Below are 24,062 nucleotides of genomic sequence, written 5' to 3'. Positions count from 1 at the left end.
AGCTTACTCGTACGCAGGTACTCAACACGAGTTTGAGACTAGGCCGGTAAGGTAAAGACGAGTTTAAAGCCGATGCGATTTGAGCGAAATCGTCATGGCGGGATTCTGGATTGGGTAAGGTTAAGAGCCGGGCGCCGGTACCCTACAGCGACAGGGTGCCCCGCAGGCGCTCGACAAGCGTCGTATCGGTCTGCTGCAGCAGCATCGGCGTTACCGTCACATAGCCGTCTCTGCGCAGGATTTCGAAGTCGGCAGAGCGATCCAACGGCATCGGCGTTTCGGGGATGGCGACGAAAAACTTGCCGTCATTGTCGCTCGGATAATAGCGGAAGGGCGAGCGCGAGAATCGCTGGTGCGGCACCACGGCTATGCCCTTGGTGGTGTCGGGCGGGCAGAACGGGAAGTTCACATTGTAATAGTGCTCGCGGCCCTGCACGGCCGCGATGATGGCGCGGGCGACGGCCTCGCCATGGCGAATGGCGTTGGACCAGTCGACATCGCGGCCATGCTCGTAATTGATGCCCTGGCTCATGGCGATGCCGATGGCGCCCTGCAAGGCCCCTTCCCGCGCGCCGGCCGCAGTGCCCGAGCAGTTGATGATATCGCCCAGATTCTGGCCGGCATTGACCCCTGACAGCACCACATCGGCCGGGCGGTCACCCAGAAGATGGGTCATGCCGGCAACGACACAGTCGGCAGGCGAACCGCCAACCACGGCAAAGCTGCGCTCGCCATGCCGCTCGAAATGCAGCTCCCGGCCGAGGGTGAAGCGGTGCCCTGCCCCCGACTGGTTGCCATCGGGCGCCACGATCCACACGTCATCGCTCAGTGCATGGGCGATGTCGGCCATGATGGCGATGCCGGGCGCATCGATGCCATCGTCATTGGTGATGAGAAAGCGCAAGCTCATCCACGACCGCCAATGGCTTTGATTCCGCCCATATAGGGCTGGAGTACTTCGGGAATGGAAACCGAACCGTCTGCCTGCTGGTAGTTTTCCATTACAGCGATGAGGCAGCGGCCGACGGCGGTGCCGGACCCGTTGAGCGTATGGACGAAGCGCGGCGCCTGCTTTTCGCCTGATGGCCGATAGCGGGCATCCATGCGGCGGGCCTGGAAATCACCGCAGACCGAGACCGAGGAGATTTCGCGATAGGTGTCCTGGCCGGGCAGCCAGACTTCCAGATCATAGGTTTTCTTGGCACCGAAGCCGATATCGCCGGTGCAGAGGTTCATGACGCGATAGTGCAGGCCCAGGCGTTGCAGCACGGTCTCGGCGCAGGCCAGCATGCGCTCATGTTCGTCAACAGAGGTTTCGGGCGTGGTGATCGACACCATCTCCACCTTGTTGAACTGATGCTGGCGCAGCATGCCGCGGGTGTCGCGACCAGCCGAGCCGGCCTCGGAACGGAAGCAGGGCGTGAGGGCGGTGAGACGCAGCGGCAGCTCTTCCTCGGCCAGGATGGACTCGCGGACGAAATTGGTCAGCGGCACTTCGGCAGTCGGGATCAGCGCCAGCCGGCTTTCGCCATGCGGAGTGAAGAACAGGTCTTCCTCGAACTTGGGCAGTTGGTTGGTGCCGAACAAGGCCTCGTCGCGCACCAGCAGCGGTGGCTGGACTTCGGTATAGCCGTGCTCGGTCGTGTGCAGGTCGAGCATGAACTGGCCGATGGCGCGTTCGAGCCGGGCCACCTGCCCTTTCAGCACGACGAAGCGGCTGCCGGAGAGCTTGGCGGCCGTTTCGAAATCCATCTGGCCCATGGCTTCGCCGATCTCGTAATGCTCCTTGGGCGCAAACGAGAGTTTTGGCTTGGGCGCGCGGGCCTTGGCGGCGGTTTCGGGCGAGCCGTTGCGGCCGAAATATTCGACATTGCCGGTTTCGTCGGTGCCATCGGGCACGTCGTCGAACACCAGATTGGGGATGACCGAGAGGGCATTGCTCAATTCGAGTTCGACGGCGCGTTCGTCGGCTTCGCCCTGCGGGATGAAGTCCTTGAGGCTGGCGACTTCAGCCATCAGCTCCTGCGCCTTGGCTTCATCCTTCTGCGCCTTGGCCTGGCCGATCTGCTTGGAGAGCGCGTTGCGCTTTTCCTGCGCGTCGTTCAGGCGGGTGATGATGTCGCGGCGGCGGTCGTCGATGGCGAGCAGATCGGAGGCGCGCACGGAAATCCCCTTGCGCCGCGAAACGGCGGCGTCGAAGGCTTCGGCGTTGGCTCTGATCCACTTGATATCGAACATCGGTTGCTACGGGTCGCTGCCCGCCTCTCTGATTGGGAAGAACGCCCCGGTCGCCTCACCTCACCCGTCGAAGGACGAGGCGCGGCACTGGGGCACGACCTCGTCCTTCGACACGCTCAGGATGAGGTCTACTTGTCTATTCGGATGAACCGGAAAGTTCCGCTTCCTGGGCGGCCAGGGCCGCGGCACGGCGCTTTTCGATCATCCGAACGGAAATGATCGAAAGTTCGTAGAGCGCGTACATGGGCAAGGCAAGGCCGATCTGGGAGATCGGGTCGGGCGGCGTGATGAAGGCGGCAAAGATCAGGATGCCGACAATGGCGTAACGACGGCCCTTCTTCAGCGTATCGACGTGGATCAGGTCGATCTGTGCCAGCAGCGTCAGGATGACCGGAAGCTGGAAACAGACGCCGAAAGCCAGGATCAGCAGCATGGCCAGGCCCAGATATTCACTGACGCTGGTCAGCATCTGGATATCGGCGGTCTGCATGCCGGCAAAGAAGTGCAGCGCCATGGGCAGGACGATGAAATAGACCAGGGCCGCGCCGGCCACGAAGAAGATCGGCGTGGCGACCAGATAGGGCAGGAACGCCTTGCGCTCATGCTTGTAGAGGCCGGGCGCCACGAACATGTAGATCTGGCTGGCGACGATGGGGAAGCCGAGGAAAATGGCGCCGAACAGGGCCACGTTCAGATAGGTGAAGAACAGCTCCTGTGGCGCGGTGAAGATGAGGTTCGCGCCGGGGACCGCGTTCTTGTAGGGGATCAGCAGCCAGTCATAGATGGTGCTGGCGAAGATGAAGCAGAAGGCCATCAACACGACGATGGTGATCGCCGAGTAGATCAACCGCTTGCGCAGCTCGACCAGATGCTCGAGCAGCGGCGCTTCGCTGCCGGCGAGCTCGTCCTCGGGTTCCTTGGTCTTGTCTTCGATCTGCTTGGTGTCGGCCATGGTTTATGCGTCCCCGGCCTTGGCGGTTTCGGCTGCAGCAGGCTTGGCCCTGGCAGCGGCACGCTTCTTCGGTGCAGGTTTGGTTGCTACAGGCGCAGCTTCGGTCGGGTTCTGCGGCTTGCTGGCAGCGGGTTTTGCCGCCGGCTTCCTCACGGCAGCCGGCTTTTTCGCGACGGGCTTTTTGGCCGGAGCCGGAGCGTCCAACGGCGCCAGGTCGGTGGTGACGACGGGGCGGGTCGGCGCAGCCTTGGCCTTTACAGGAGCCTTCTTCGCCGCAGGCTTCTTTGCGGGCGCCGCGGCCGCCTTGGCGGCCGGACGGGGCGGCTTGAAGCCGGCCTCGGCAGCGACCTGATCGGCGGTCTTGGGCGGCGTCATGCCGGCGGCGGCCTTGATCTCGTCAACGACGCTTTCGGCCTTGGGATCGGCGGGCTTGATGACGCCGCTCGGCTTGGGGCCGTTAGGCGTCATGGCGTTGAATTCCTTGCGGATTTCGTCGCTGGTTTTCTTGAGCGGAGCGGCGATCGAATTGCGCAAGTTACGCACTTCGTCGAGACCGGTGGTCTTGTTGATCTCGCGCTGGAACTCGTTGCCCATACGCCTGATCTGGCCGGCGATCTTGCCGATGCGGTTCATCACCACAGGCAGATCTTTCGGCCCGATGACGATCAGCGCGACGACGCCGATCACCAGCATCTCTGTCCAGCCCAAGCCGAGCATATTCTATTCCTTCAAAGCAGCGGCGCGGCCGGCGACGTCAGGACGTCCCGTCAAAGTCGCGTCGGATATGACTGAAAATTGGAAGCCACTTTTCAGTCCGACGCTTCAGACGTCCTTCTTCTCGGGCTCGGCGACGGGCGCATCGGCCGTGGTGGTGACGCGTTCCACCGGCTTGTCGTCGTCCTTCATGCCCTTCTGGAAGGCTTTGATGCCCGAGGCGACTTCGCCCATCATACCGGAAATCTTGCCGCGACCGAACAGCAGGATCACGACGACGGCGACAACGAGAATGCCCCAAATTCCTGGCGCGTGCATTTTGGTCTCCCTAAATTTCAGAACGCGTTACACGCGAAAGATAGGTCAGAAATAGGTTCAATCGCGCGCAAACACAAGAACGTGTTCCGGGTTCAGCGTGACGAATACATCTTGTCCCACCTTCATTGCTGCATCGGACGGCTGGCGCAGGCCGAGCGGGACGTCGAGCCCATCGACCATGACCTCGCAGATATCCACGCCGATGGCGTCGCGCTTGCCGACGATGCGGCCCGGCGTACCGGGGCCGCTGGCCGCCATGGCGGCGCCGCCGGCGGGGCGGATGGCGACCGTGACGCTGGTACCTTCGGCCAGTTCCGGCGTGGCTAGCGGGCCTAGCGGCGTCGTGACGTGGCCCTGGGCAACGCGGCTGTCGATCTCGCTCAGCGGCGAGAAGAAGCGGGCGGCGTCCAGGTCTACGGGGTGGCGGTAAATCTCGGCGGCCGTGCCGATCTGGGCGATACGGCCATGGCGCAGCAGGGCCACGCGATCGCCCAGCACCATGGCTTCCTCGGGGTCGTGGGTGACGATGAGGCTGGTGACGTGGGTCTCGCGCAACACGGCCAGGGTCTCCTCGCGCACGGTTTCGCGCAGGCGGGCGTCGAGGCTGGAAAAGGGTTCGTCGAGCAGCAGGACGCCGGGGCGCGGAGCGACGCTGCGGGCCAGCGCCAGGCGCTGCTGCTGGCCGCCGGAGAGCCTATGGGGAAAGTCGGCCTCGCGATCGGCCAGGCCGACCCGGCGCAGGGCGGCGCGGGCTTGGGCGAGTGCAGCGGTGCGGCCGAGCTTGCGCAGGCCGAACAGCACATTCTGCAGAACGGTCAGGTGGGGGAAGAGGGCAAAGTCCTGAAACATCAGGCCGATTCCGCGCCGGTCAGGCGGGATGGTCAGGCCCGGGGCGGAGGCGATCTCGTCGTTGATGCGCACGGCGCCTGCGTGGATGGGCTGGATGCCAGCGGCGACGCGCAGGGCGGTGGATTTGCCCGAGCCGGATTCGCCGAGCAGGCAGACGATCTCGCCGGGCTTGAGGGTGAGGCTGAAGCGGTCGAGCACCACCCTGCCCCCGAGTTGCACCTCGACGGCGTCGAATTCGAGCGTCGCGGCGAAGCTGACGCCGGTCGTGCCCCGCAAACCCCAGTCAGCGCTGGATTTTTCGGCCATCAGTCCTGTTCCTCCTCGTCGCTGCCGAGATCGTCAGGATCGAGCGGATCCTCGTCGTCGCGCAGGGCGGCGCCGTCGAAGGGGAGCGGGATCTGCAGGTTGGGCGGCAGGCGGCTGGAGAGCAGGCCAGAGCCCTTGAGTTCGTCGAGGCCGGGCAGATCGCTGAGGGTTTCCAGCCCGAAGTGATCAAGAAAAGCGTCGGTCGTGCCGTAGGTTACGGGGCGGCCGGGGGTGCGGCGGCGGCCGCGCATGCGGATCCAGCCGGCTTCCATCAGCAGGTCGAGCGTGCCCTTGCCGGTGGCGACGCCGCGTACCTCTTCGATCTCGGCGCGGGTGGCGGGCTGGTGGTAGGCGATGATGGAGAGGGTTTCGAGGGCGGCGCGGGAGAGCGGGCGGTTCTCCTGTTCGTCGCGGCGCAGCAGGAAACCGAGGTCTTCGGCGGTGCGGAAGGCCCATTTGTCGGCACGCTGGACCAGGTTTACCCCGCGCGTGGCGTAGCGGGATTGCAGCGTCAGCAGCAGTTCACCAATGTTAGCGCCTTCCCCTAAATACGTTAGCAGACTGTTAGCATCGAGAGGCTCACTTGACGCGAAAAGGAGAGCCTCGAGCACACGCAGGTTGCGCTCCAGGACTTCGCTGCGATCGTCATCGGAAAGCCCGCTCACGGCCGGTCTGCCTTGCGGCGACGCATGAAGAGCGGGCCGAAAGTCTCGGTCTGGCGGAGGTCGATCTGGCCCAGGCGGACCAGTTCGAGGCTCGAGGCGAAGCTCGAGGCGCGGATGGTGGCGCGCTCGGCCGGCGTCGAGAGGTAATCGGCCAGGTAGGAATCCATCGACACCCATTCGAAACTATCACCGATCAGGCGCTGGAGGATATCCCGCGCCTCCTGCAGCGACCAGACGGTGCGCTGGATGGGCGAATAGTCGGTGGTGATGCCGCGCTCGCGCTGGCCGGCATAGGCCTTGAGCAGATCGTAGAGGCTGGCTTCCCAAAGGGAGGTGCGCTTGATCTCGATGGGCTCGGGCATGCCGCGGGCATAGACCTGGAAGCCGAGACGCGGGCGGTTCATCAACTGGCTGGCGGCGCCGCGCATGGCTTCGAGGCGCTTGAGGCGGAACTGCAGCATGGCGGCCAGCATCTCGCCGGACGGTTCGTCATCGGAGGGCGCCTGTGGCACCATGAGGCGGCTCTTGAGGTAGGCGAGCCAGGCGGCCATGACGAGATAGTCGGCGGCAACCTCGATGCGCTTCTCACGCACGGTTTCGATGAAGGCGAGATATTGCTCGGCAAGGGCCAGCACGGAAATGGCGGCAAGATCGACCTTCTGGCGGCGGGCGAGGTCGAGCAGCAGATCGAGCGGGCCCTCATAGCCGCCGACATCGACATACATCACGTCTTCGGGCGCCGGTTGGGCAGCCGTATCAAACCAGTCGGTCTGGGCAGTCGTCATAAATTCAGTGCCGCGCTGCAGGAGTCCTGGGCCATCCTTGGCCACTGGTTCCGCGGGCGTCAAGCATTGAAGACGATGTTACACCGGTCGCTCGGACCGGCAGGTCACATCGCGACGCAATCGCCACCGGCGGCAACGACATTGGTGCAGATATTGGTGGCAGCGGAGGTCGAAGCGGCCGGGACGCGGACGCGGTAGTAAATGCCGCGAGCGCCGAGATCGACACGCTGGACTTCCATATTGGCGCCGCCGAAGAGCGGACCAAAGCGGGCGACCAGGTTCTGCGCGGCCTGACGGGCCTCTTCCTCGCTGCGCAGCGAAGCAAGCTGGGCATAGGCCGGCGCGGAATTGGGCAGGGCATCGACTTCCACAGCGCCGGGAATATTGGCGGTGGCGGCCGGCTGCTGGGTTTCCACGACCGGCCTGGTGGCCGGCTGTGTGGCCGCTGGCGTGGTACCGAAGGCGGAATTGGCCGGCGGCGGCGGCAACAGATTGCCACCACCAGCGGGGGCAACAACGGCGTTGACGGCATTGGCCGGCGCAGCGGCCGTAACCATGGGCTCGGTGGCCTGCACGAGACCGGCCGGACGCAGCATGGGCACAGGCGCGGTCCTGCCAGCCAGCGGATTGCCCGCGGCATCGATGGCGGGAACCATGGAACCGGGGACGACGGGCGTCACAGTGACTTCGGGTTCGGCTGCCGGGGTCGCGGCCGGCGTGGCGGGCTCGGGATCGGCGCTGGCCAGCAGTTCGGGGCTGGCGGTTTCGGCACCCGGAACTTCGGGCACATTGGGGCGATCCACCGGCAGGATGGAGCTGCCGGCAACGCTTTCGTCGCCGCTGACAATGGTGCCGTCAGGGCGAACGGTGACGGTACGAACCTTGCGATTGGCCAGGCCTTCCTCGCTCACATCGGCGGCAGGGGGAACCTGGGTGACCTCGTTGACATCGGCCTGATCGCGCGAGACCAGTTGTTCCTCGGCGCCCGGCACGACACCATTGATCTCGTTGAAGACGATCGATTGCGGCGCGGCAGCAGCATCGGCCGGAACGGCCGGCGTTTCCTTGATCGGGCTGGTATCGGCGGTGAGCAAGGGCGCGGGACCGGAATCACCGCCCATGCCCAGAACCCAATAGAGGCCAAAGCCGGCAGCCAGGAGCAGCGCCACGGCAACCAGGGGGCCGGCCAGCGAACGGCTCATGGTAAAGCCGCGCGCACGGCGCTGGCGGGGCACAGGCGCGACCGCTTCGGTCTCATCGACTTCGGGGGCCTCGACCCAGCCGATCTGGGCGCCGGTGGCTTCGGCCGCAGCGAGAATGGCTTCGTCGGCACCGGACAGGGCGCGCGGCGCCGCGGCGGGCTCGACGGCCGCAGGCTCGGCTGCCGCGGCGGGCACGGCAACGGCTGCCAGATTGTGCAGGGCCGGGCTGGCTACGGGCCGGTCTTCGGCAGCGACGCCGGGCTTGTCGAATTCGACGCGCATGGCGCGGCCGATGAGATGTTCTATTTCGTCGATGGGATCACGGCCAAGGCCGTCATCCTCAGGCGCAGGACCGGGATTGACCGCAACAGACGGAGTGGGCTGGCGCAAGCCGGCAAAGGGCTCGACCGGGGCCGGCGCCTCGGGAGCGGGCTCAACCGGGCTGACTGATGGTTCGGACGGTGCCGGGCGGGAGCTGAGCCCGAAGACCGGAGGAATCTTGAAGCGATCCTGCTCGGGACGCGCGGCGGGGCGCAGATTGAATGTATCGAGGCTGGGGCCAGCCGGCTTGTCGCTGGGGGCGCCCGAAACCGGAAGCGGGGTCGCGCGGGAGACCGGAGGCGCCGGAACGGGCTGCGGCACCGGCTCCGGGGCAGATTCGTTCGAAAGCTCGGCCGCGATCAGATCGGCAATGCTGTCGTGATCGGCCGGGGCGGCCGGTTCTTCCACGGGTTCGGCGGGCGCCTCGGCGACGGGCGCCTTGGGCTTGTCGAGGCCGAAATCGAAGCGGAACGGCTCGGGCGCTTCTTCGGACGCGGGATCGGCGGCCGGCTCGGCAGGCGCCGAAGGCTGTTCGGCGGCCAGGGCCGTGGTGCGATCGAAATCGAAACGGGGCGTGGGCGCGGGCGCAGGCGTGGCCGCCGGGGCAGCATCGCCGCCGGGAATACGCACCGAGAAGGCTGGAGCGGCCGCTTCCGCCGGACGATCGCCTTTGGCATCCTGCGCCATGAGCTTGGCAAGCTCAGCAATCAGATCGTCTGCGGCGTCAGATTGTCCGGCCATTGGCTGCGGTTTCGCTGACATCAACCAGCGCCCTCTTGATTACGACTACTACGGCGCTGCCCCAATTGGGGCATCATGCCGCGAGTCATCATAGTAATGCGCCCGAATTATGAAAGCTCTTCGGGAGCGGAAACGCCCAGAATTGCTAGTGCGTTGACGATAACCTGACGCACGGCATCAACCAGCGCGAGTCGAGCCAAAGTGAGCTTTGGATCGTCTTCATTAACAAATCGTAAACTGACATCGTCCTTGCCCTTGGCCCAGAAGCTATGGAAGGCGGCCGCAAGCTCGTGGACGTAGAAGGCTATGCGGTGCGGCTCGTGAGCCACGGCCGCGGCCGTGACGGTGCGCGGCCAGGCGGCCAGCACCCGAACAAGATCGAGTTCGGCCGGCGTGACAATGCGCTCGATTTCGGCAGCAGCCAGAGCGGCGGGCGAGAAATCGAGGGCCGGCAGGTCGCGGGCGGCGGTCTTGAAGATGGAATGGGTCCGGGCATGGGCATATTGCACATAGAAGACCGGATTGTCCTTGGTCTGCTCCTTGACCAAGGCAAAGTCGAAATCCATCGCCGCGTCATTGCGCCGATACATGAGCATGAAGCGGGTGGCGTCGGCGCCCACTTCCTCGACCACATCGGCCAGGGTGACCAGATCGCCGGAGCGCTTGGACATCTTGAACGGCTCGCCATTCTTGAGCAGGCGGACGAGCTGGCAAATGCGGACATCCATATCGGCGGCGTTGAGCGAGACGGCCTTGGTGGCCGCCTGCAGGCGCTTGACGTAGCCGGAATGGTCGGCGCCCAGCACGTTGATCATGTGCTTGAAGCCGCGCAGGAACTTGTTGCGGTGATAGGCAATATCGGCGGCGAAATAGGTGTATGAGCCGTCGGACTTGATCAGGGCCCGATCGACATCGTCACCATAGTCGGTGGCGCGGAACAGGGTCTGCTCGCGGTCTTCCCAATCCTCGGGGGTCTTGCCCTTGGGGGGATCGAGGCGGCCTTCGTAGATCATGCCTTCGGCGCGCAGCCAGGCCAGGGTGAGCTCGATATCGCCCCCTGCCCCGTGCAGCGTGCGCTCGGAGAAGAACACGTCGTGATGGATATTGAGCTGGGCGAGATCGGCCTTGATGAGGTCCAGCATGGCGGCCAGGACACGTTCCTTGACCAGCGGAGTGACCTCGGCTTCCGGCTTGCCGAGAAGGCTGTCGCCGAATTCGGCCTTGAGGGCCTGGCCGACCGGGATCAGGTAATCGCCGGGATAAAAGCCGGGCGGAATCTCGATGGTCTCGCCCAGGGCCTCGCGGTAGCGCAGGAAGGCGGAATTGGCGAGCGTGTTGATCTGGCTGCCGGCGTCATTGATGTAATATTCGCGCGTCACCTCGTAGCCGGAATAGGCCATGAGCGAGGCAAGCGTGTCGCCGAACACGGCGCCGCGCGTGTGGCCGACATGCATGGGGCCGGTGGGATTGGCCGAGACATATTCGATGTTGACCGCTTCGCCGCCGCCCAGGGTGGAGCGGCCGTAATCGGCGCCCTGCTCGGCGACGGAGCGCAAGACCTGATGCCAGATGGGCGTGGCGAGGCGGAAATTGATGAAGCCAGGGCCGGCGACCTCGACTGACGTGACGTCGGTGTCGTGCTTGAAGTGTTCGACCAGGGCATTGGCCACTTCGCGCGGATTCATGCCGAGCGGCTTGGCCACGATCATGGCGGCATTGGTCGAGAGGTCGCCATGGGCGGGATCTCGCGGCGGTTCCACGACGATACGGGCCAGCAGGTCCGCCCCGGCCTGGGGGAAGAGAACCTGCATGGCATTGCCGATGCGCGCGGAAAAGAGAGCGAAAACGTCCATGATAAACCCGGAAACTAAAGTGCGCCGGGGTTAACGGAAATCCGGGCGAGCGTCAAACAGGCGCTGGTATTCGTCCAGGGCATAGGGATCGGTCATGCCGGCGATGAAATCGGTGACGATACGGGCGAGATGGGCGGCGTCGGGCGCGGAGGCGGCTGCTTCGCCCCAGCGGGTGGGGAGGTCGCGGGTTTCCATGTAGCGGGCGAAGAGGTCGGTGACGACGGTTTCGCTCTGGCGGACCGGGCCCATGACGGTTTCGTGGCGGTAGACGCGGTCGAAAAGGAAGGTCTTGAGGCCGCGTTCGGCTTCGGCGGCTGCGGGAGAGAAGGTGACGAGGGTGCGGCCGGCATTGCGGACATCCTCGGCTGAAGCGACGCCGGATGCGGCGATATTGGCTGACGTCGTGGTGATGACATCTTCGATGGCGCGGGTGATGAGGCGGCGCTGGACTTCGTGGGCCTGGCGCTTGGGGGCGATATCGGGATAGCGGGCGAGGACTTCGCGGACGATGGGGCCGGCCAGCGGGACATCGACCAGGTCGGCCAGGGTGATGAGGCCGGCGCGGAGGGCGTCGTCTATGTCATGGGCATTGTAGGCGATGTCGTCGGCAATGGCGGCGGTCTGGGCTTCGAGCGAGGCGAAGCTGGAAAGGCGCAGGTCGGCGACGGCGGGAATGTCGTCGAGGCCGGTGGGGAGGCCTTCCTTTATGTAGCGGCCATAGGCCGTGCCGTCGGGATTGGTCAGGGGACCGTTATGCTTGAGAATGCCTTCGAGGGTTTCCCAGGTGAGGTTGAGGCCGTCATGCTCGGCATAGCGGTTTTCGAGGCGGGTGACGACGCGCATGGCCTGGATATTGTGATCGAAGCCGCCATAGGGGGCCATGGCGCTGTGGAGGGCGCGTTCGCCGGCATGGCCGAAGGGGGTGTGGCCCAGATCGTGGCTGAGGGCGACGGCCTCGGCCAGGTCTTCATCGAGCCGCAAGGCGCGGGCCATGGAGCGGGCCATCTGGCTGACTTCGAGCGTATGGGTGAGCCGATTGCGGAAATGGCCGCCATATTGCAGGAAGACCTGGGTCTTCTGCTGCAGGCGGCGGAAGGCGGTGGAATGGATGATGCGGTCGCGGTCGCGCTGGAATTCAGAGCGCGTGGGGCTGGGGCCGGTGCCGTGGAGGCGGCCGAGGGAGCGTTCGGGCTTGGATGCGTAGGGGGCTGTATCGCTCATCGGTGATGGTAGCTCAATCTTTTGGGCCTTTTCATTTCCGGCAAGAGTTACTATTTTAGCCCTACCGTTATGACATTACGGCGTGGACCTATCATGACTGCTACCGCCCTTGCCTCTCCCGACGTTGTGCTGACCGATCGCGCTGCCAAGCGGGTGTCCCGTATCCTGTCCAAGGAGCCGGAAGGAACAGTGCTGCGCATTTCGGTGGCGGGCGGCGGGTGTTCGGGATTCCAGTATGAATACAATCTCGTACAGGAAAAGCCTGGCAACGACGATATCGTTCTGAGCAAGGGCGATGCCGTGGTGCTGATCGATTCGATGAGTCTCGAATTCATGGGCGGGGCGGAGATCGACTTCGTCGACGACCTGATCGGGCAGAGTTTCCAGATCAAGAATCCCAATGCGGTGGCCTCCTGCGGCTGCGGCACGAGCTTTGCCGTCTAAAACATTGAAATCCTAGTCATCTCCCCATAGCGTCTCGCCCAAAGAGGAGGGACGCATGAGCCTGATCGAACGCGTGGACGCGGCGGTGGATGCCGCGCTGGTGCAGCGCATTGTCGGCTGCGTCATCCTGATCAAGCGGGATGGCGAGGAGGTTTATGCGCGGGCTGCCGGGCCGGCGGATCGCGAGGCCAATATGCCGATGCGGCGCGAGGCGATCTTCCGGCTGGCTTCGGTGACCAAGCCCATCGTGGCGACGGCAGTGTTGCGGCTGGTCGATCTCGGGCTGATCGGGCTCAATGACCGTGTGACGCGGTATCTGCCGTGGTTCACGCCTGATAATCCGGATGGCAGCAAGGCCGATATCCGGATCCGGCATTTGCTGAGCCATACGTCGGGGCTGGCCTATGGCAATGTGCCTGATGATGCCAGCGGCGGGCTGTCGGGGCCGGTCAATTCGCTGACCGAGACGCTGCAGAATATCGCGAAGGTGAGGCTGGCCTTTGCGCCGGGGACGGGCTGGGACTATGGCACCAGTATCGATGTGCTGGGCGGGGTACTGGCGGCCATCAACGGCTCCAATGTTGAGGATGCGCTGGGGCGGTATGTGACCGGGCCGCTTGATATGACCGACGCGCATTTTTACGTGACGGACAAGGAGAGGCTCGCGACGCCCTATGCGGATGGCAATCCGCCGGTGCGCATGGGCGAGCCGCATGCCGTGGCCGATCGCTATGGCACGACGGTGTTCTCCCCCGGCCGCATCTTCAACCCGGCGGCGCCGCAGAATGGCGGGGCCGGCATGGCGGGAACGGCGGACGACGTCATGAAGCTGCTGGAGGTCTATAACGGCAATCCGGGCCTGCTGGCGCCGGAGACGATGGCCATGGCGCTGGCCAACCAGATCGGCGACCTGCCCCGACGCGAGGTGGATGCCGGCAAGCGCTTCAGCTTTATCGGCGCGCTGTTGCAGGACCCGATGGCGGCGAACAATCCCTGCCCTGTCGGCACGGTGGATTGGGGCGGCGCATGGGGACACAATTGGGTGGTCGATCCGGTCAACCGGATGACGACAGTGGTCTGCACCAATACGACCTTCGAGGGCTGCAACGGGCCGTTCCGCGACGACATTCTTCAGGCGGTATACGCAGCCTGACCGGTTGCCCCCTACCCGGCCCGTCACATCTTACGCATCGGATTTGCCCGAAAACCGCGTCGCACTTTTCGGTCCGATGCTCTAGCTTGGCGGCCAACGGAGACTCGCCATGCGTATTGCCACCTGGAACATTGCCGGCATCAAAGCCCGGATCGAAGCGCTGCTGAAATGGCTGGCCGAGGAAAAGCCCGACATCGTCGTGCTGCAGGAAATCAAGACGGTGGACGAGGGCTTTCCGCGGCTCGAGATCGAGGCGCTGGGCTACAATATCGAGACGCATGGGCAGAAGAGCTGGAATGGCGTAGCGATCCTGTCGCTGCTACCGTTCGACGAGGTATCGCGCGGACTGCCGGGCGATGACAGCGACGAGCAGGCGCGGCTGATCGAGGGGGTGTTCTCGGTGGAGACCGGGGCGATCCGGGTGTGCGGCATCTACCTGCCCAATGGCAATCCGGTCGACAGCGAGAAATTTCCCTACAAGCTGAGCTGGATGCGGCGGCTTGAGACCTATGTCGAGGGCCGGCTGGCGCTGGAAGAGCCCTTCGTGCTGCTGGGGGATTTCAACATCATCCCGGGGCCGATCGATGCGCATGATCCGGAGGCCTGGTGGGGCGATGCGCTCTACCGGCCGGAAAGCCAGGAGCGCTGGCGCGCGCTGCTCAATCTGGGGCTGACCGATGCGCTGCGGGCAACGACGTCGGAGCCGTCCTATACGTTCTGGGATTTCCAGGCGGGGGCGTGGCGGCGCAATGCCGGCATCCGCATCGACCATTTGCTGCTGTCGCCGCAGGCGGCGGATCGGCTGGAGGGTGTTGTCGTGCATAAGGATGTGCGCGGCTGGGACAAGCCGAGCGATCATGTGCCGGTGGAGGGGGAGTTTCGGTTTTAGGGGATACCCCCTCCTAGCCTCCCCCTGATAGGGGAGGAACAGATCGAGTGCCTGGCACGATTTTGCCCAATCACCAGCCGTCATCCTCGGGCTTGACCCGAGGACACTTCACTTAGCCAAGGCTCCGCAAGTGTAGAGCCCTCGGGTCAAGCCCGAGGGTGACGCATCGTGGGTGGGGAATTCTCCTGCCCGCCACTCGACCGTAGATCTCGTGGCCTTCTTCGCTCAGAAGCCAGCAAACTGTGGGGCGATGCTCTCCGCCAGAGCGAAGGCTTCGGTGCGCTGGTCGGGGGTGGCGAGGGAGACAGCGCGGTTGAGGCGTTCGTCGATCCAGGCGGCGTCGCCGGTGCCGGCGCAGCGCTGGTGGGCGATGGCCAGCCACATCAGGCCTTCGACCGGCTGGGCTTCGATGCCCTCTACGCCGTTGAAGATCATGTCGCCAAGCTGGGCCTGGGCCGGGCAATGGCCCTTGCGGGCCGCGAGGGAAAACCAGCGGGCGCTTTGCAGCGGATTAATGCCCATTTCGTTTTCCTGCATATAGAGCAGGCCGACGCGATATTGCGCATCGGCATCGCCGAAATAGGTGGCGGCATGCAGCAGCAGGGCATGGGAGCGCTCGGCATCGGCGGGAATGCCGGCGTCAGGCAGGCCTTCCTTGTAGTAATCGCCGACCTTGACGAAGGACTGGGCCACGATATCGGCCTCGACGCCCTTGGGCGCAGCATCGGCGTGCTGATTGGCGATCTGGGCGAAATAGCCGAAGGCCTTGGCCGGGTCCTTGTCCACGCCTTCGCCGTTTTCATACATGGTGCCGAGCTGCCACATGGCCATGGGCTGGCCCGCATCGGCGGCATCTTCGAGGGCGGCGAGCAGATCGTCGCCGGATACGCCGCCACCGGCCCCATCGAGCATGTTGGCCATATTCAGCGCCGCATCGGCGGCCGTCTGGGCATAAGCAGGCGCCATCACCGCCGAGAAGGCGAGGATCGCTGCCGTTGCAACGGAAATCAGGGAATGGTCCCTAACAGTCCGCATCTTGCTCCTTCTGGCCCGCGAAGCGGGCAAACCTTGTTTGCCGAACCGGATATTCGGCCCTGCCCCGGTGCGGCAGCCTGACGGCAGCACTCCGGACATTAACTTTTTGGTAAACTCCGTTTGTGACCGCATTCGGCCGACCGCATGGCGATCGGGAGGTATGATGCGGGCACAGCGTCGTTTGCCGCCGAAAATGGCGAAGCCAGGAGCTTCGCCGCCGGATTCGGCAATGGGGAGAAAAACGCGCAAGCGCGGGCCTTACCGTCGCTTACAGGCCATCCGCCCCCAGATGCCTATGCCGTCTCGTTTAGGATGAGATTGTGGCGACAAATATCGCCAAATCGTTGCTGCACGGCATGGTGAAATCGATTCACACGTGATGTTGCGGAATCGTCACAGAGTCTGCCCCGACGCGGCCATCCCGGCGTGAAAAGGTTGCTGACGGCAGCGCGATGATCATACTTCGCCGACAAGCGAACCAAGGAGCGCATCGATGAAAACCCTGTTCAACGCGAAAGGAGACAGATTTCAACAGGACGTGATCACTCATGCATTCCCAAAATTCGTGGCAGGAGCAGCGCCAAGACGCCAGCCGTAGCCACTTCTTTCTCAAACTTCTCGCCAGACTGACCAGAAACCGGGACGGCTCTTCCGGCCGGGCAATGGCGCGCGCCCAGAAATTCCTGGGCTATTATCGACCCTATGTGCCGCTGCTGCTGGCCGACCTGGCCTGTGCCGTGCTGGTGGCCGCCAGCGCGATCGCCCTGCCGCTCTGCGCCAGCTATATCACCACGCGCCTGCCCGAACTGGCGGCGGCTGACGATGCGCTGCTGCAAATCCTGGGCATGGGCGGGGTGATGCTCGCCGTGTTCCTGGTGCAGTCGCTGGCCACCTATTTCGTCGACTATCAGGGCCATGCCATGGGCGCGCGGATCGAGGCCGATGTGCGCCGGGAGCTGTTCGAGCACTGCCAGAAGCTCAGCTTCGGCTTTTATGACCGGCAGCGCGTCGGGCAATTGATGAGCCGCATCAGCAACGACTCGCTGTGGCTGGGTGAATTGTTCCACCACGGGCCGGAAGACCTGGCGATCAGCGTGCTGAAATTCGGTGGGGCCATGGTGGTGCTGACCATTATCGACCCGGTCCTGGCCGGGCTGATCGCCCTGCTGGTGCCGCCGGCCGTGCTCTATGCGCGGCATTTCAACCGGCGGATGAATGTGGCGCTCAAGACCAGCAAGGAGCGGATCGCCGGCGTCAACGAGCGGGTGGAGGATGCGCTGGGCGGGGTGCGCGTGGTGCAGTCCTTCGCCAATGAAGCGATGGAGCTGGAGCGGTTCGAGGTGGAGAACCAGCACTTCCTGCAAAGCCGCAAGGACGGCTATCGCAGTGAAGCCTTGCTCTGGGTGGGCATGGACGGCTTTGCTCAACTGGTCACCATCATGGTGATCGTGGGCGGGGCCATCCGCATCCTGCATGCCGAGCTGACCGTGGCGGAGATGCTGACTTTCCTGCTCTGCGTGGGTGTTCTGGTCGATCCGGTGCGGCGGCTGGATAACTTCATCCGGCTCTGGCAGGAGGGCGCGACCGGTTTCGTGCGCGCCATGGAACTGCTGGAGGAAGAGCCCGACATTGCCGATGCGCCCGGTGCGGTGGATATCGGCCCGATCAGCGGGGCGATCCGTTTTCGCGATGTGGACTTCGACTATGGCGATGGCGGCGCGCCCGTGTTCAAGGGGCTATCGCTCGATATCGCGCCGGGGGAATTCGTGGCCTTGGTGGGATCGTCAGGCGTGGGCAAGAGCACGCTTTGTGCGCTGATCCCGCGGTTTTACGATGTGAGTGGCGGGGCCATTACCATTGACGGCAAGGATGTGCGCGAGGTGACGCTGGCTTCGCTGCGGCGCAGCGTTGGCGTGGTGCAGCAGGATGTGTATCTGTTCAGCGGCACGGTGGCGGAGAATCTGCGCTATGGACGGCCGGAGGCCAGTGACGATGAACTGGTCGCGGCGGCCAAGGCGGCCAATGCGCATGACTTCATCATGGGACTACCGGAGGGGTATGACTCCAATATCGGGCAGCGCGGGGTGAAGCTGTCGGGCGGGCAGAAGCAGCGGCTGACCATTGCCCGCGCGTTTCTCAAGAATCCGGCCGTGTTGATCTTCGACGAGGCGACCAGCGCGCTGGATAATGAGAGCGAAAGGGCGGTGCAGCAGGCGCTGCTGACGCTGGCGGCAGGGCGGACGACAGTGGTGATTGCCCATCGGCTGTCCACCGTGCGCCATGCGGACCGGATTCTGGTGCTGACGCCTGACGGGATTGGCGAGGAAGGGACGCATGAGGCGCTGATGGCGGCGGATGGGCTTTATGCCGGGCTGCATCGGGTGCAGGGGAGTATTTGACGCCGCCGAACTCGCAGTCGTCTCCCTCCCCCTTGTGGGGAGGGATCAAGGGTGGGGGTGGCCACGCGCACCGGACTCGCGGTGAGATACCCCCACCCTGCTCGATCACGGACTTAGCAAGCTAAGTCCTATCTCGCTTCCCTCCCCACAAGGGGGAGGGTGAGCCCGGTGGGTAACCGGAGATCGTCAGCTCAGGCGCTTGAGCGCTTCGATGATGTGATGCCGGCGTTCCACGGCGGCTTCGCGGCGGGCCTTTTGTTCTTCGATGACCTCTTCGGGGGCCTTGGCGACGAATTGTTCGTTGCCGAGCTTCTTGTCGATCTGGAGCACTTCGCCGTCGAGCTTGGTCACTTCCTTTTCGAGGCGCGCCTTTTCAGCCGCGATGTCGATGACGCCGGCCAAAGGCAGGGCAAAGGTGGCTTCGCCGACGACGAACTGGGCGGATTCGCCGGGAACCTCTGACTGCGGCGAGATTTCCTCGAGGCGGGCCAGGCGCGTGATCAGCGAGGTGCCGGCGACGAGGCGGCGCAATGTGTCTTCCCCTGCCCCGACCACGACCATTTGCAGCTTGGCGCCGGCCGGGACGTTCATCTCCGAGCGGACCGAGCGAACATTGGTGATGACGTCGATGAGCCAGTTGAGATCGGCATCGGCTTCGGGGTCTTCGAGGCCGGACAGGTCAGGCCATTCCGAGAGGATCAGCATGGCCTCGCGCGGGGCGCCGAATTTGCCGGTCTCGGCCCACAGCTCTTCGGTGACGAAGGGCATGAAGGGGTGGAGGATGGCGAGAATCTGGTCGAGCGCCCAGGCCGCGGTGGCGCGGGTTTCGGCCTTGGCAGCTTCGTCCTCGCCCATCAGGACCGGCTTGGCGAATTCGACATACCAGTCGCAGAAGGTGCCCCAGACGAAGTCATAGGCGGCATTGGCGGCTTCGTTGAACTTGTAGTCGACAATGCCCTGGGTGACGGCGGCGGCGCCGCGTGCGGTGGCGCCAACGATCCAGCGATTGAGCGGGAGCTTGTTGGCCTTGGGATCGTACCCCTCGACGCGGCGGCACTCGTTCATTTCGAGGAAGCGGGCGGCGTTCCAGATCTTGGTGACGAAGTTGCGATAGCCTTCCACGCGCTGGAGGGAGAGCTTGAGATCGCGGCCCTGCGCGGCCATGGCGGCGAGGGTGAAACGGGTGGCGTCGGCGCCGTATTGGTCGATGAGCTGGAGCGGGTCGATGACGTTGCCCTTGGTCTTGCTCATCTTCTGGCCCTTCTCGTCGCGGACCAGAGCATGCATGTAGACCGTGTGGAACGGCTCTTTATCCAGGAATTCAAGACCCATCATCATCATTCTGGCAACCCAGAAGAAAATGATGTCGAAGCCGGTGACGAGAACGTCGGTGGGGTAGTAACGGCGCAGCTCGGCGGTATCGTCCGGCCAGCCCAAAGTGGAGAAGGGCCAGAGGGCCGAGGAGAACCAGGTGTCGAGGACGTCGGGGTCGCGGGTGAGCTGCGTCGGCTTCATGTAATGCGCGTCGGCCAGCTTCTGCGCCTCGGCTTCGCTATGGGCGACGAAGGCGTGATTGTCAGGGCCGTACCAGGCCGGAATCTGATGGCCCCACCAGAGCTGGCGCGAAATGCACCACGGCTTGATGTTTTCCAGCCAGGCGAAATAGGTGTTTTCGTATTGCTGGGGCACGAATTTGGTGCGGCCTTCGCGGACCGCGGCCATGGCGGGCTGGGCGAGAATGTCAGCCTTGACCCACCATTGGTCGGTCAGGAAGGGCTCGATGACGACGAGCTTACTCTTCTCGTCATGCGGGACCATGATCTTCTTGTCCTCGATGTGATCGAGGCCGCGGGTGGGATTTTCCTCCGCGAGGGCCGTCAGGTCGGCGACGATGGCCTTGCGGGCGACGAAGCGATCCATGCCGCGATAGGCGGTCGGGATGAAATCGGCCGAGATAATGGCGCCGCCAGTGGTGAAGACATTGATCTGGTCGAGATTGTTGCGGGCGCCGACTTCGAAGTCGTTGAAATCGTGGGCCGGGGTGATCTTGACGGCGCCGGTGCCCAGGGTAGGGTCGGCGTATTCGTCGGCGACGATGGGGATGCGGCGGCCGACCAGTGGCAGGTCGACGAATTTGCCGACCAGGGGGGCATAGCGCTCGTCTTCGGGATGAACGGCGATGCCGGTATCGCCCAGCATGGTTTCGGGGCGGGTGGTGGCGACGATGATGTAGTCACGGGTTTCGTGGCCCGTGACATTGCCTTCTTCGTCCAGAAGCGGAAACTGATAGGTGACGCCATCGGCCAGGGGATAGCGCAGGTGCCACATGTGGCCCTTGATCTCGATATTTTCGACTTCGAGATCGGAAATGGCGGTTTCGAGGCCGGGATGCCAGTTGACCAGGCGCTTGGCGCGGTAGATCAGGCCGCGCTGGTGCAGCTCGACGAAGACCTTGGTGACGGCGCGGACCATCTGGTCGTCGGCAGCGCCATTCTGGCCCATGGTGAAGCGTTCGCGGGAGAAATCAGCCGAAGCGCCGAGGCGCTTGAGCTGGTTCATGATGGTGCCGCCGCTTTCGGCCTTCCACTCCCAGACGCGCTCGACGAATTTCTCGCGACCCATTTCGCGGCGGCCGGGAAGCTGGCGCTCCATCAACTGGCGCTCGACGATCATCTGGGTGGCGATGCCGGCATGGTCGGTGCCGGGCTGCCAGAGGACGTCCTTTTTCAGCATGCGGTTGAAACGGATCAGGATATCCTGGATCGTGTTGTTCAGCGCGTGGCCGATATGGAGCGAGCCGGTGACATTGGGCGGCGGAATGACGATGGTGAAGGTCTCGGCGCCAGCAGCGGCCCCTGCCCCGGCGGCAAAGGCATTGGCCTTGAGCCAATCGGCATAGACGCGGTCTTCGACGGCGCCGGGCTCATAGGACTTTTCAAGCATTGGTGACTCGCAACAACAGCGACCCGCCAGAGGGAGTGTGGCGGGCGGGATAGACAGGTTGGCAGACTTCAAGCAAATGCCGGGTGCGGGGTCAACAGGGAGCCAGCAGGCGCGGCGCGCGTTTCGCCTGAACAGGCTTTAACATGGAGGCAGCAATGAAGGCGATGGTATTGGCCGCGGTGGCGGTCATTCTGGTGGCTACGCCGGCGCTGGGCGCCTGCCCCGCCGTGGTGCCCGGCAATAGCGCCGAAGCGATCCGGAACAATCAGGAGCGCCTGGTCTGCCTGCAACGCGAAGTGGCCGCCGATGCCGAGCGCAGGACGCTGGAGATGAAGCTGCGGATGCTGGAAGCGAACCAGCAAAGGCTGGAAATGGAAAGGCGGCTCCAGGTCCTGGAGACCATCAAGCCGCCTCAACCGCCCTTGCTTTAGGACCAATCGCCATTCAGCTGATGCCGGCCTGCAAATGCCAGTTTTCTGCGCTTCCGGTCCTCACGTACTCAAAGTGCGCTCCGGGCCGGTTCTCGAAAACCAACATTTTCGGCTCAGCCTGAGCTGAATATCGATCGGTCCAAGGCCTATTCCCCGCGGGAAATGCGGGTGATTTCGCGTTCCACCATGCGCTCGACGACGGCGGGCAGGTTTTCGTCCAGCCATTCCTTGAGCATCGGGCGCAGCATGTCGCGCATCAGGGACTCGATGGTGGCGCCGGCATTGCCGAGACCCAGGCCATTGAGCTTGGTGATGGAGCTGCGCACGGCGGCCTGGGTGGCCGGGCCAAGCAGTTGATCGGCCATGTCGCTGGACAGGGTCGGGTCGGGCAGCGGCGCGGCCTGGGCAATCCCCGGCTGGGGCTGCGGTTGCGGCGCTGGCTGAGCAACGGCCATGGGCGGCGGATCGAAGGCGGGAAGCTCTTCCTCTTCGTCCTCGACGGCCTCGGGCGGTGCGAAAGTGATGTCGTCGGGATCGACCAGTTGCGGTGCGGATGCCGCGGCGGCTTCATCGGCCGCGGTGTCGGCCAGGATGGAATCGAAGCTGAAGCCACCGGCTTCCTCGTCGTCGTCACCCTTGTCGACGATCTGGTTGGGCGAAAGCGCCAGCGGCTCGATATCGTCGAGCATGTCGCTGAGATCGCGATCGAGCGAATCGGCCATGGGCCGAGCCGGCGTCGCCTGCATGGGCGGGGGCGCGGCCTGAATTGTCGGACGGCGCGGCACCCCGGCGGCATCGTCATCGGCAATGATCTGCCGGATGGACGACAGGATTTCATCCATAGAGGGTTCTTTGGGTGCCGGCTTGTTCATCAGTGCCTCTTACTCGTGCGCCCGAACCGACCTGCAGCATCCGCCGGTGCCGCCAACCTGATTCGTCAACAACACCTTAGCGTCAGCGGCTGCAATTAGGAATCGCCACAGCACGCTGAGAGCGGTCTTCCACTAAAAGTTGTGGCCGAGCATAGCCCGACCACCACGGATCGACAGTAAAGCAATAGATGTCGGACGTTGCAGAACAACGAAGGCAGTGCGTGCAGTTTGGTGAAAAGGCGCCCGGAACGGGCGTCCGATCACTCGGCGACGGTGCGCAATTCCTGCCAGACGTCCTCGACGACCTGATTGTACCGCACGGCGGACTTGACCTCGACGGCCAGGCCCAGATCGGTCGCGGTGAGGTGGCCCATGGCCGACAGCAGCGAGAAGGTGGCGATGACCTTGTTGGTCGAAGCGTTGATCAGCCCTTCGCGCGCGGTGGTCAGCTCGGCCTGGGCATTGAGCACGTCGAGCGTGGTGCGGGTGCCCAGGTCACGTTCCTGAATGACGCCGTCAAGCACGGTTCGGCCGGCCGAAACAGCGGCATTGGCGGCGGAAATCTGCGCATCGGCGCTCTGGATGCCGGCCCAGGCGGAAATCACCGCCTCGCGAATCTGGTCGTAGGACGACATGGCGTCGACCTCGGACTTGATCTGCTCGATATTGGCCTTGCGCACGCTGGCGCCGATGGCGCCGCCCGCATAGAGCGGGATGGTGATGGTGAAGCCCAGCTTGCCGCTGATGCCCTGCGCGCCGCCCGGATTGCTGTAGGCGGTGCCAATGGAGCCGCTAACGCTGGCGGAGGGGCCGAAGGCGGCCTGCGCGGAATCGGTGCCGGCCTGGGCGGCGCGAATGGCGGCCTTGGACATCAGGATGGCCGGATGGCCCGTTTCAGCCTGGGACAGAGCAGCCTGCAATGACGAGGGGATCAGGCGCGCATAATTGTGCGAGGCGTCGAGATTTTGCGGGGCGGCGCCGACATAGCGCTGAAAGGTGGCCTGGCTGATTTCAAGGCTGCTGACGGCAGCACGGTAGGTGGCATCGCCCTGGGCGAGGCGGGCTTCGGCCTGGGCGACATCGATGCGTGTGCCCTCGCCCACATCGAGCCGGTCACGCGCCGACTGCAACTGGGCCTGGAAGAAGCTGATATTTTCCTGCCGGAGGGCGACCAGCTGGCGATCGCTCAGCACCGACATATAGGCCTGGACCACGGCGAGCAGCACATTCTGCTCGGTATTGCGGATCTGGTATTCGGCGGCCTCGGCACCGGCGCGGGCGGCCTCGACCTGCGCATCGGTCTTGTAATTGTCGAAGATGGTCTGGTTGTAGGAAAGACCCGCCGTATAGGTTTGGCTGTCCGAGAAGGCACCAGAGGGATTGCCGAGCGAGGCCTGTCCGGCCGACCAGCTGTAGGTGCCACCCAAGCTCGCGCCAATCTGGGGGCGCATGCCGGCCTGGGCAAGAGCGACGTTTTCCGCCGCAGCCTTGGCACTGAGCAAGGCCGCCTGCAGATCGGGCGCATGATCGTAAGCAATGGTCAGCGCCTGGCTGATCGACTGCGCCCGGGCCCCGCCCACCGAAACGGCAGCCAAAGCCAGGGCCAGCGCACTTGCGACCAATTTAACGCGAAAACCCATTGCCCGCCTCCAAAAACCCCGGAACTCTATGCGCGGCACATGGGGTAGACAACCGGCCGCGACAATCCCTACTAAACATTAATGTGCGAAT

General features: G+C 64.2%; 20 protein-coding genes. 5 read left to right on the top strand and 15 right to left on the bottom strand.

The features are described from left to right. Window positions 1-142: 142 nt before the first annotated feature. The 11 genes from surE to FPZ08_RS04465 all read right to left on the bottom strand — a co-directional run bounded on the left by surE (window position 143) and on the right by FPZ08_RS04465 (window position 12,165). Entirely contained in the window at window positions 143-910 is a 768-nt protein-coding gene (gene surE, locus FPZ08_RS04515; protein ID WP_146288875.1) for a 5'/3'-nucleotidase SurE, read from the bottom strand. Continuing rightward, on the bottom strand, window positions 907-2,238 hold the full coding sequence (gene serS / locus FPZ08_RS04510; RefSeq protein ID WP_146288874.1) for a serine--tRNA ligase: 1,332 nt from the start codon (window positions 2,236-2,238) through the stop codon (window positions 907-909). Before serS ends, surE begins: the two co-directional genes overlap by 4 nt. A 136-nt stretch (window positions 2,239-2,374) precedes the next feature. Next, a complete protein-coding gene (gene tatC / locus FPZ08_RS04505; protein WP_146288873.1) occupies window positions 2,375-3,190 on the bottom strand; it encodes a twin-arginine translocase subunit TatC in 816 nt (271 codons plus the stop codon). A gap of 3 nt (window positions 3,191-3,193) precedes the next feature. Beyond that, the gene (gene tatB / locus FPZ08_RS04500) at window positions 3,194-3,907 is read right to left on the bottom strand and encodes a Sec-independent protein translocase protein TatB (protein WP_146288872.1); all 714 of its coding nucleotides are present in this window, start codon (window positions 3,905-3,907) and stop codon (window positions 3,194-3,196) included. 105 nt (window positions 3,908-4,012) lie between these two features. Next, window positions 4,013-4,222 carry a twin-arginine translocase TatA/TatE family subunit gene (tatA, locus tag FPZ08_RS04495; RefSeq protein WP_146288871.1) on the bottom strand — a complete coding sequence of 70 codons (210 nt, stop codon included), beginning with the start codon at window positions 4,220-4,222 and terminating at the stop codon, window positions 4,013-4,015. Between the two features lie 57 nt (window positions 4,223-4,279). Next, the gene (locus FPZ08_RS04490; RefSeq protein WP_146288870.1) at window positions 4,280-5,377 is read right to left on the bottom strand and encodes an ABC transporter ATP-binding protein; all 1,098 of its coding nucleotides are present in this window, start codon (window positions 5,375-5,377) and stop codon (window positions 4,280-4,282) included. Then, window positions 5,377-6,042 carry an SMC-Scp complex subunit ScpB gene (gene scpB, locus FPZ08_RS04485; protein ID WP_146288869.1) on the bottom strand — a complete coding sequence of 222 codons (666 nt, stop codon included), beginning with the start codon at window positions 6,040-6,042 and terminating at the stop codon, window positions 5,377-5,379. The genes FPZ08_RS04490 and scpB overlap by 1 nt, the downstream gene beginning before the upstream one ends. After that, window positions 6,039-6,827, bottom strand: a complete 789-nt coding sequence (locus FPZ08_RS04480) for a segregation and condensation protein A (RefSeq protein WP_146288868.1) — start codon at window positions 6,825-6,827, stop codon at window positions 6,039-6,041. Before FPZ08_RS04480 ends, scpB begins: the two co-directional genes overlap by 4 nt. 104 nt (window positions 6,828-6,931) lie before the next feature. Next, window positions 6,932-9,091: an SPOR domain-containing protein gene (locus FPZ08_RS04475; protein WP_186767206.1), complete on the bottom strand. Its 2,160-nt coding sequence runs from the start codon at window positions 9,089-9,091 to the stop codon at window positions 6,932-6,934. 107 nt (window positions 9,092-9,198) lie between these two features. Next, window positions 9,199-10,944 (bottom strand): arginine--tRNA ligase, encoded by a 1,746-nt coding sequence (argS, locus tag FPZ08_RS04470; RefSeq protein ID WP_146288866.1) that lies wholly within the window; start codon window positions 10,942-10,944, stop codon window positions 9,199-9,201. Between the two features lie 30 nt (window positions 10,945-10,974). Beyond that, the gene (locus FPZ08_RS04465; RefSeq protein ID WP_146288865.1) at window positions 10,975-12,165 is read right to left on the bottom strand and encodes a deoxyguanosinetriphosphate triphosphohydrolase; all 1,191 of its coding nucleotides are present in this window, start codon (window positions 12,163-12,165) and stop codon (window positions 10,975-10,977) included. 93 nt (window positions 12,166-12,258) lie between these two features. On the opposite strand from FPZ08_RS04465, the gene FPZ08_RS04460 reads away from it, so the two are divergent. The 3 genes from FPZ08_RS04460 to xth all read left to right on the top strand — a co-directional run bounded on the left by FPZ08_RS04460 (window position 12,259) and on the right by xth (window position 14,651). Beyond that, complete coding sequence (locus FPZ08_RS04460; RefSeq protein ID WP_146288864.1) at window positions 12,259-12,609, top strand: HesB/IscA family protein; 351 nt, start codon at window positions 12,259-12,261, stop codon at window positions 12,607-12,609. Between the two features lie 55 nt (window positions 12,610-12,664). After that, complete coding sequence (locus FPZ08_RS04455) at window positions 12,665-13,762, top strand: serine hydrolase domain-containing protein (protein ID WP_146288863.1); 1,098 nt, start codon at window positions 12,665-12,667, stop codon at window positions 13,760-13,762. Window positions 13,763-13,871: 109 nt separating this feature from the next. Beyond that, a complete protein-coding gene (gene xth, locus FPZ08_RS04450; protein WP_146288862.1) occupies window positions 13,872-14,651 on the top strand; it encodes an exodeoxyribonuclease III in 780 nt (259 codons plus the stop codon). A 225-nt stretch (window positions 14,652-14,876) separates the two neighbouring features. On the opposite strand, the gene FPZ08_RS04445 is transcribed toward xth, so the two are convergent. Next, entirely contained in the window at window positions 14,877-15,686 is an 810-nt protein-coding gene (locus FPZ08_RS04445) for a tetratricopeptide repeat protein (RefSeq protein ID WP_186767205.1), read from the bottom strand. A gap of 662 nt (window positions 15,687-16,348) precedes the next feature. On the opposite strand from FPZ08_RS04445, the gene FPZ08_RS04440 reads away from it, so the two are divergent. Beyond that, complete coding sequence (locus FPZ08_RS04440) at window positions 16,349-18,085, top strand: ABC transporter ATP-binding protein (RefSeq protein WP_246132873.1); 1,737 nt, start codon at window positions 16,349-16,351, stop codon at window positions 18,083-18,085. A gap of 186 nt (window positions 18,086-18,271) precedes the next feature. On the opposite strand, the gene FPZ08_RS04435 is transcribed toward FPZ08_RS04440, so the two are convergent. Further along, window positions 18,272-21,028, bottom strand: a complete 2,757-nt coding sequence (locus tag FPZ08_RS04435) for a valine--tRNA ligase (RefSeq protein WP_146288859.1) — start codon at window positions 21,026-21,028, stop codon at window positions 18,272-18,274. A gap of 155 nt (window positions 21,029-21,183) precedes the next feature. Here FPZ08_RS04435 and FPZ08_RS04430 point away from each other — a divergent pair, with 155 nt between their 5' ends. After that, a complete protein-coding gene (locus FPZ08_RS04430; protein WP_146288858.1) occupies window positions 21,184-21,459 on the top strand; it encodes a hypothetical protein in 276 nt (91 codons plus the stop codon). A 146-nt stretch (window positions 21,460-21,605) separates the two neighbouring features. On the opposite strand, the gene FPZ08_RS04425 is transcribed toward FPZ08_RS04430, so the two are convergent. Both FPZ08_RS04425 and FPZ08_RS04420 read right to left on the bottom strand, forming a co-directional pair. Continuing rightward, window positions 21,606-22,331 carry a PopZ family protein gene (locus FPZ08_RS04425; protein ID WP_246132802.1) on the bottom strand — a complete coding sequence of 242 codons (726 nt, stop codon included), beginning with the start codon at window positions 22,329-22,331 and terminating at the stop codon, window positions 21,606-21,608. A gap of 260 nt (window positions 22,332-22,591) precedes the next feature. Further along, on the bottom strand, window positions 22,592-23,971 hold the full coding sequence (locus FPZ08_RS04420; protein WP_146288857.1) for a TolC family outer membrane protein: 1,380 nt from the start codon (window positions 23,969-23,971) through the stop codon (window positions 22,592-22,594). Window positions 23,972-24,062: the final 91 nt, after the last annotated feature.

The sequence above is a fragment of the Devosia ginsengisoli genome, assembly GCF_007859655.1.
Taxonomy (GTDB): domain Bacteria; phylum Pseudomonadota; class Alphaproteobacteria; order Rhizobiales; family Devosiaceae; genus Devosia; species Devosia ginsengisoli.
Note: the sequence above shows the minus strand (reverse complement) of the source record. Positions and strands in the feature narration are given on the sequence as shown.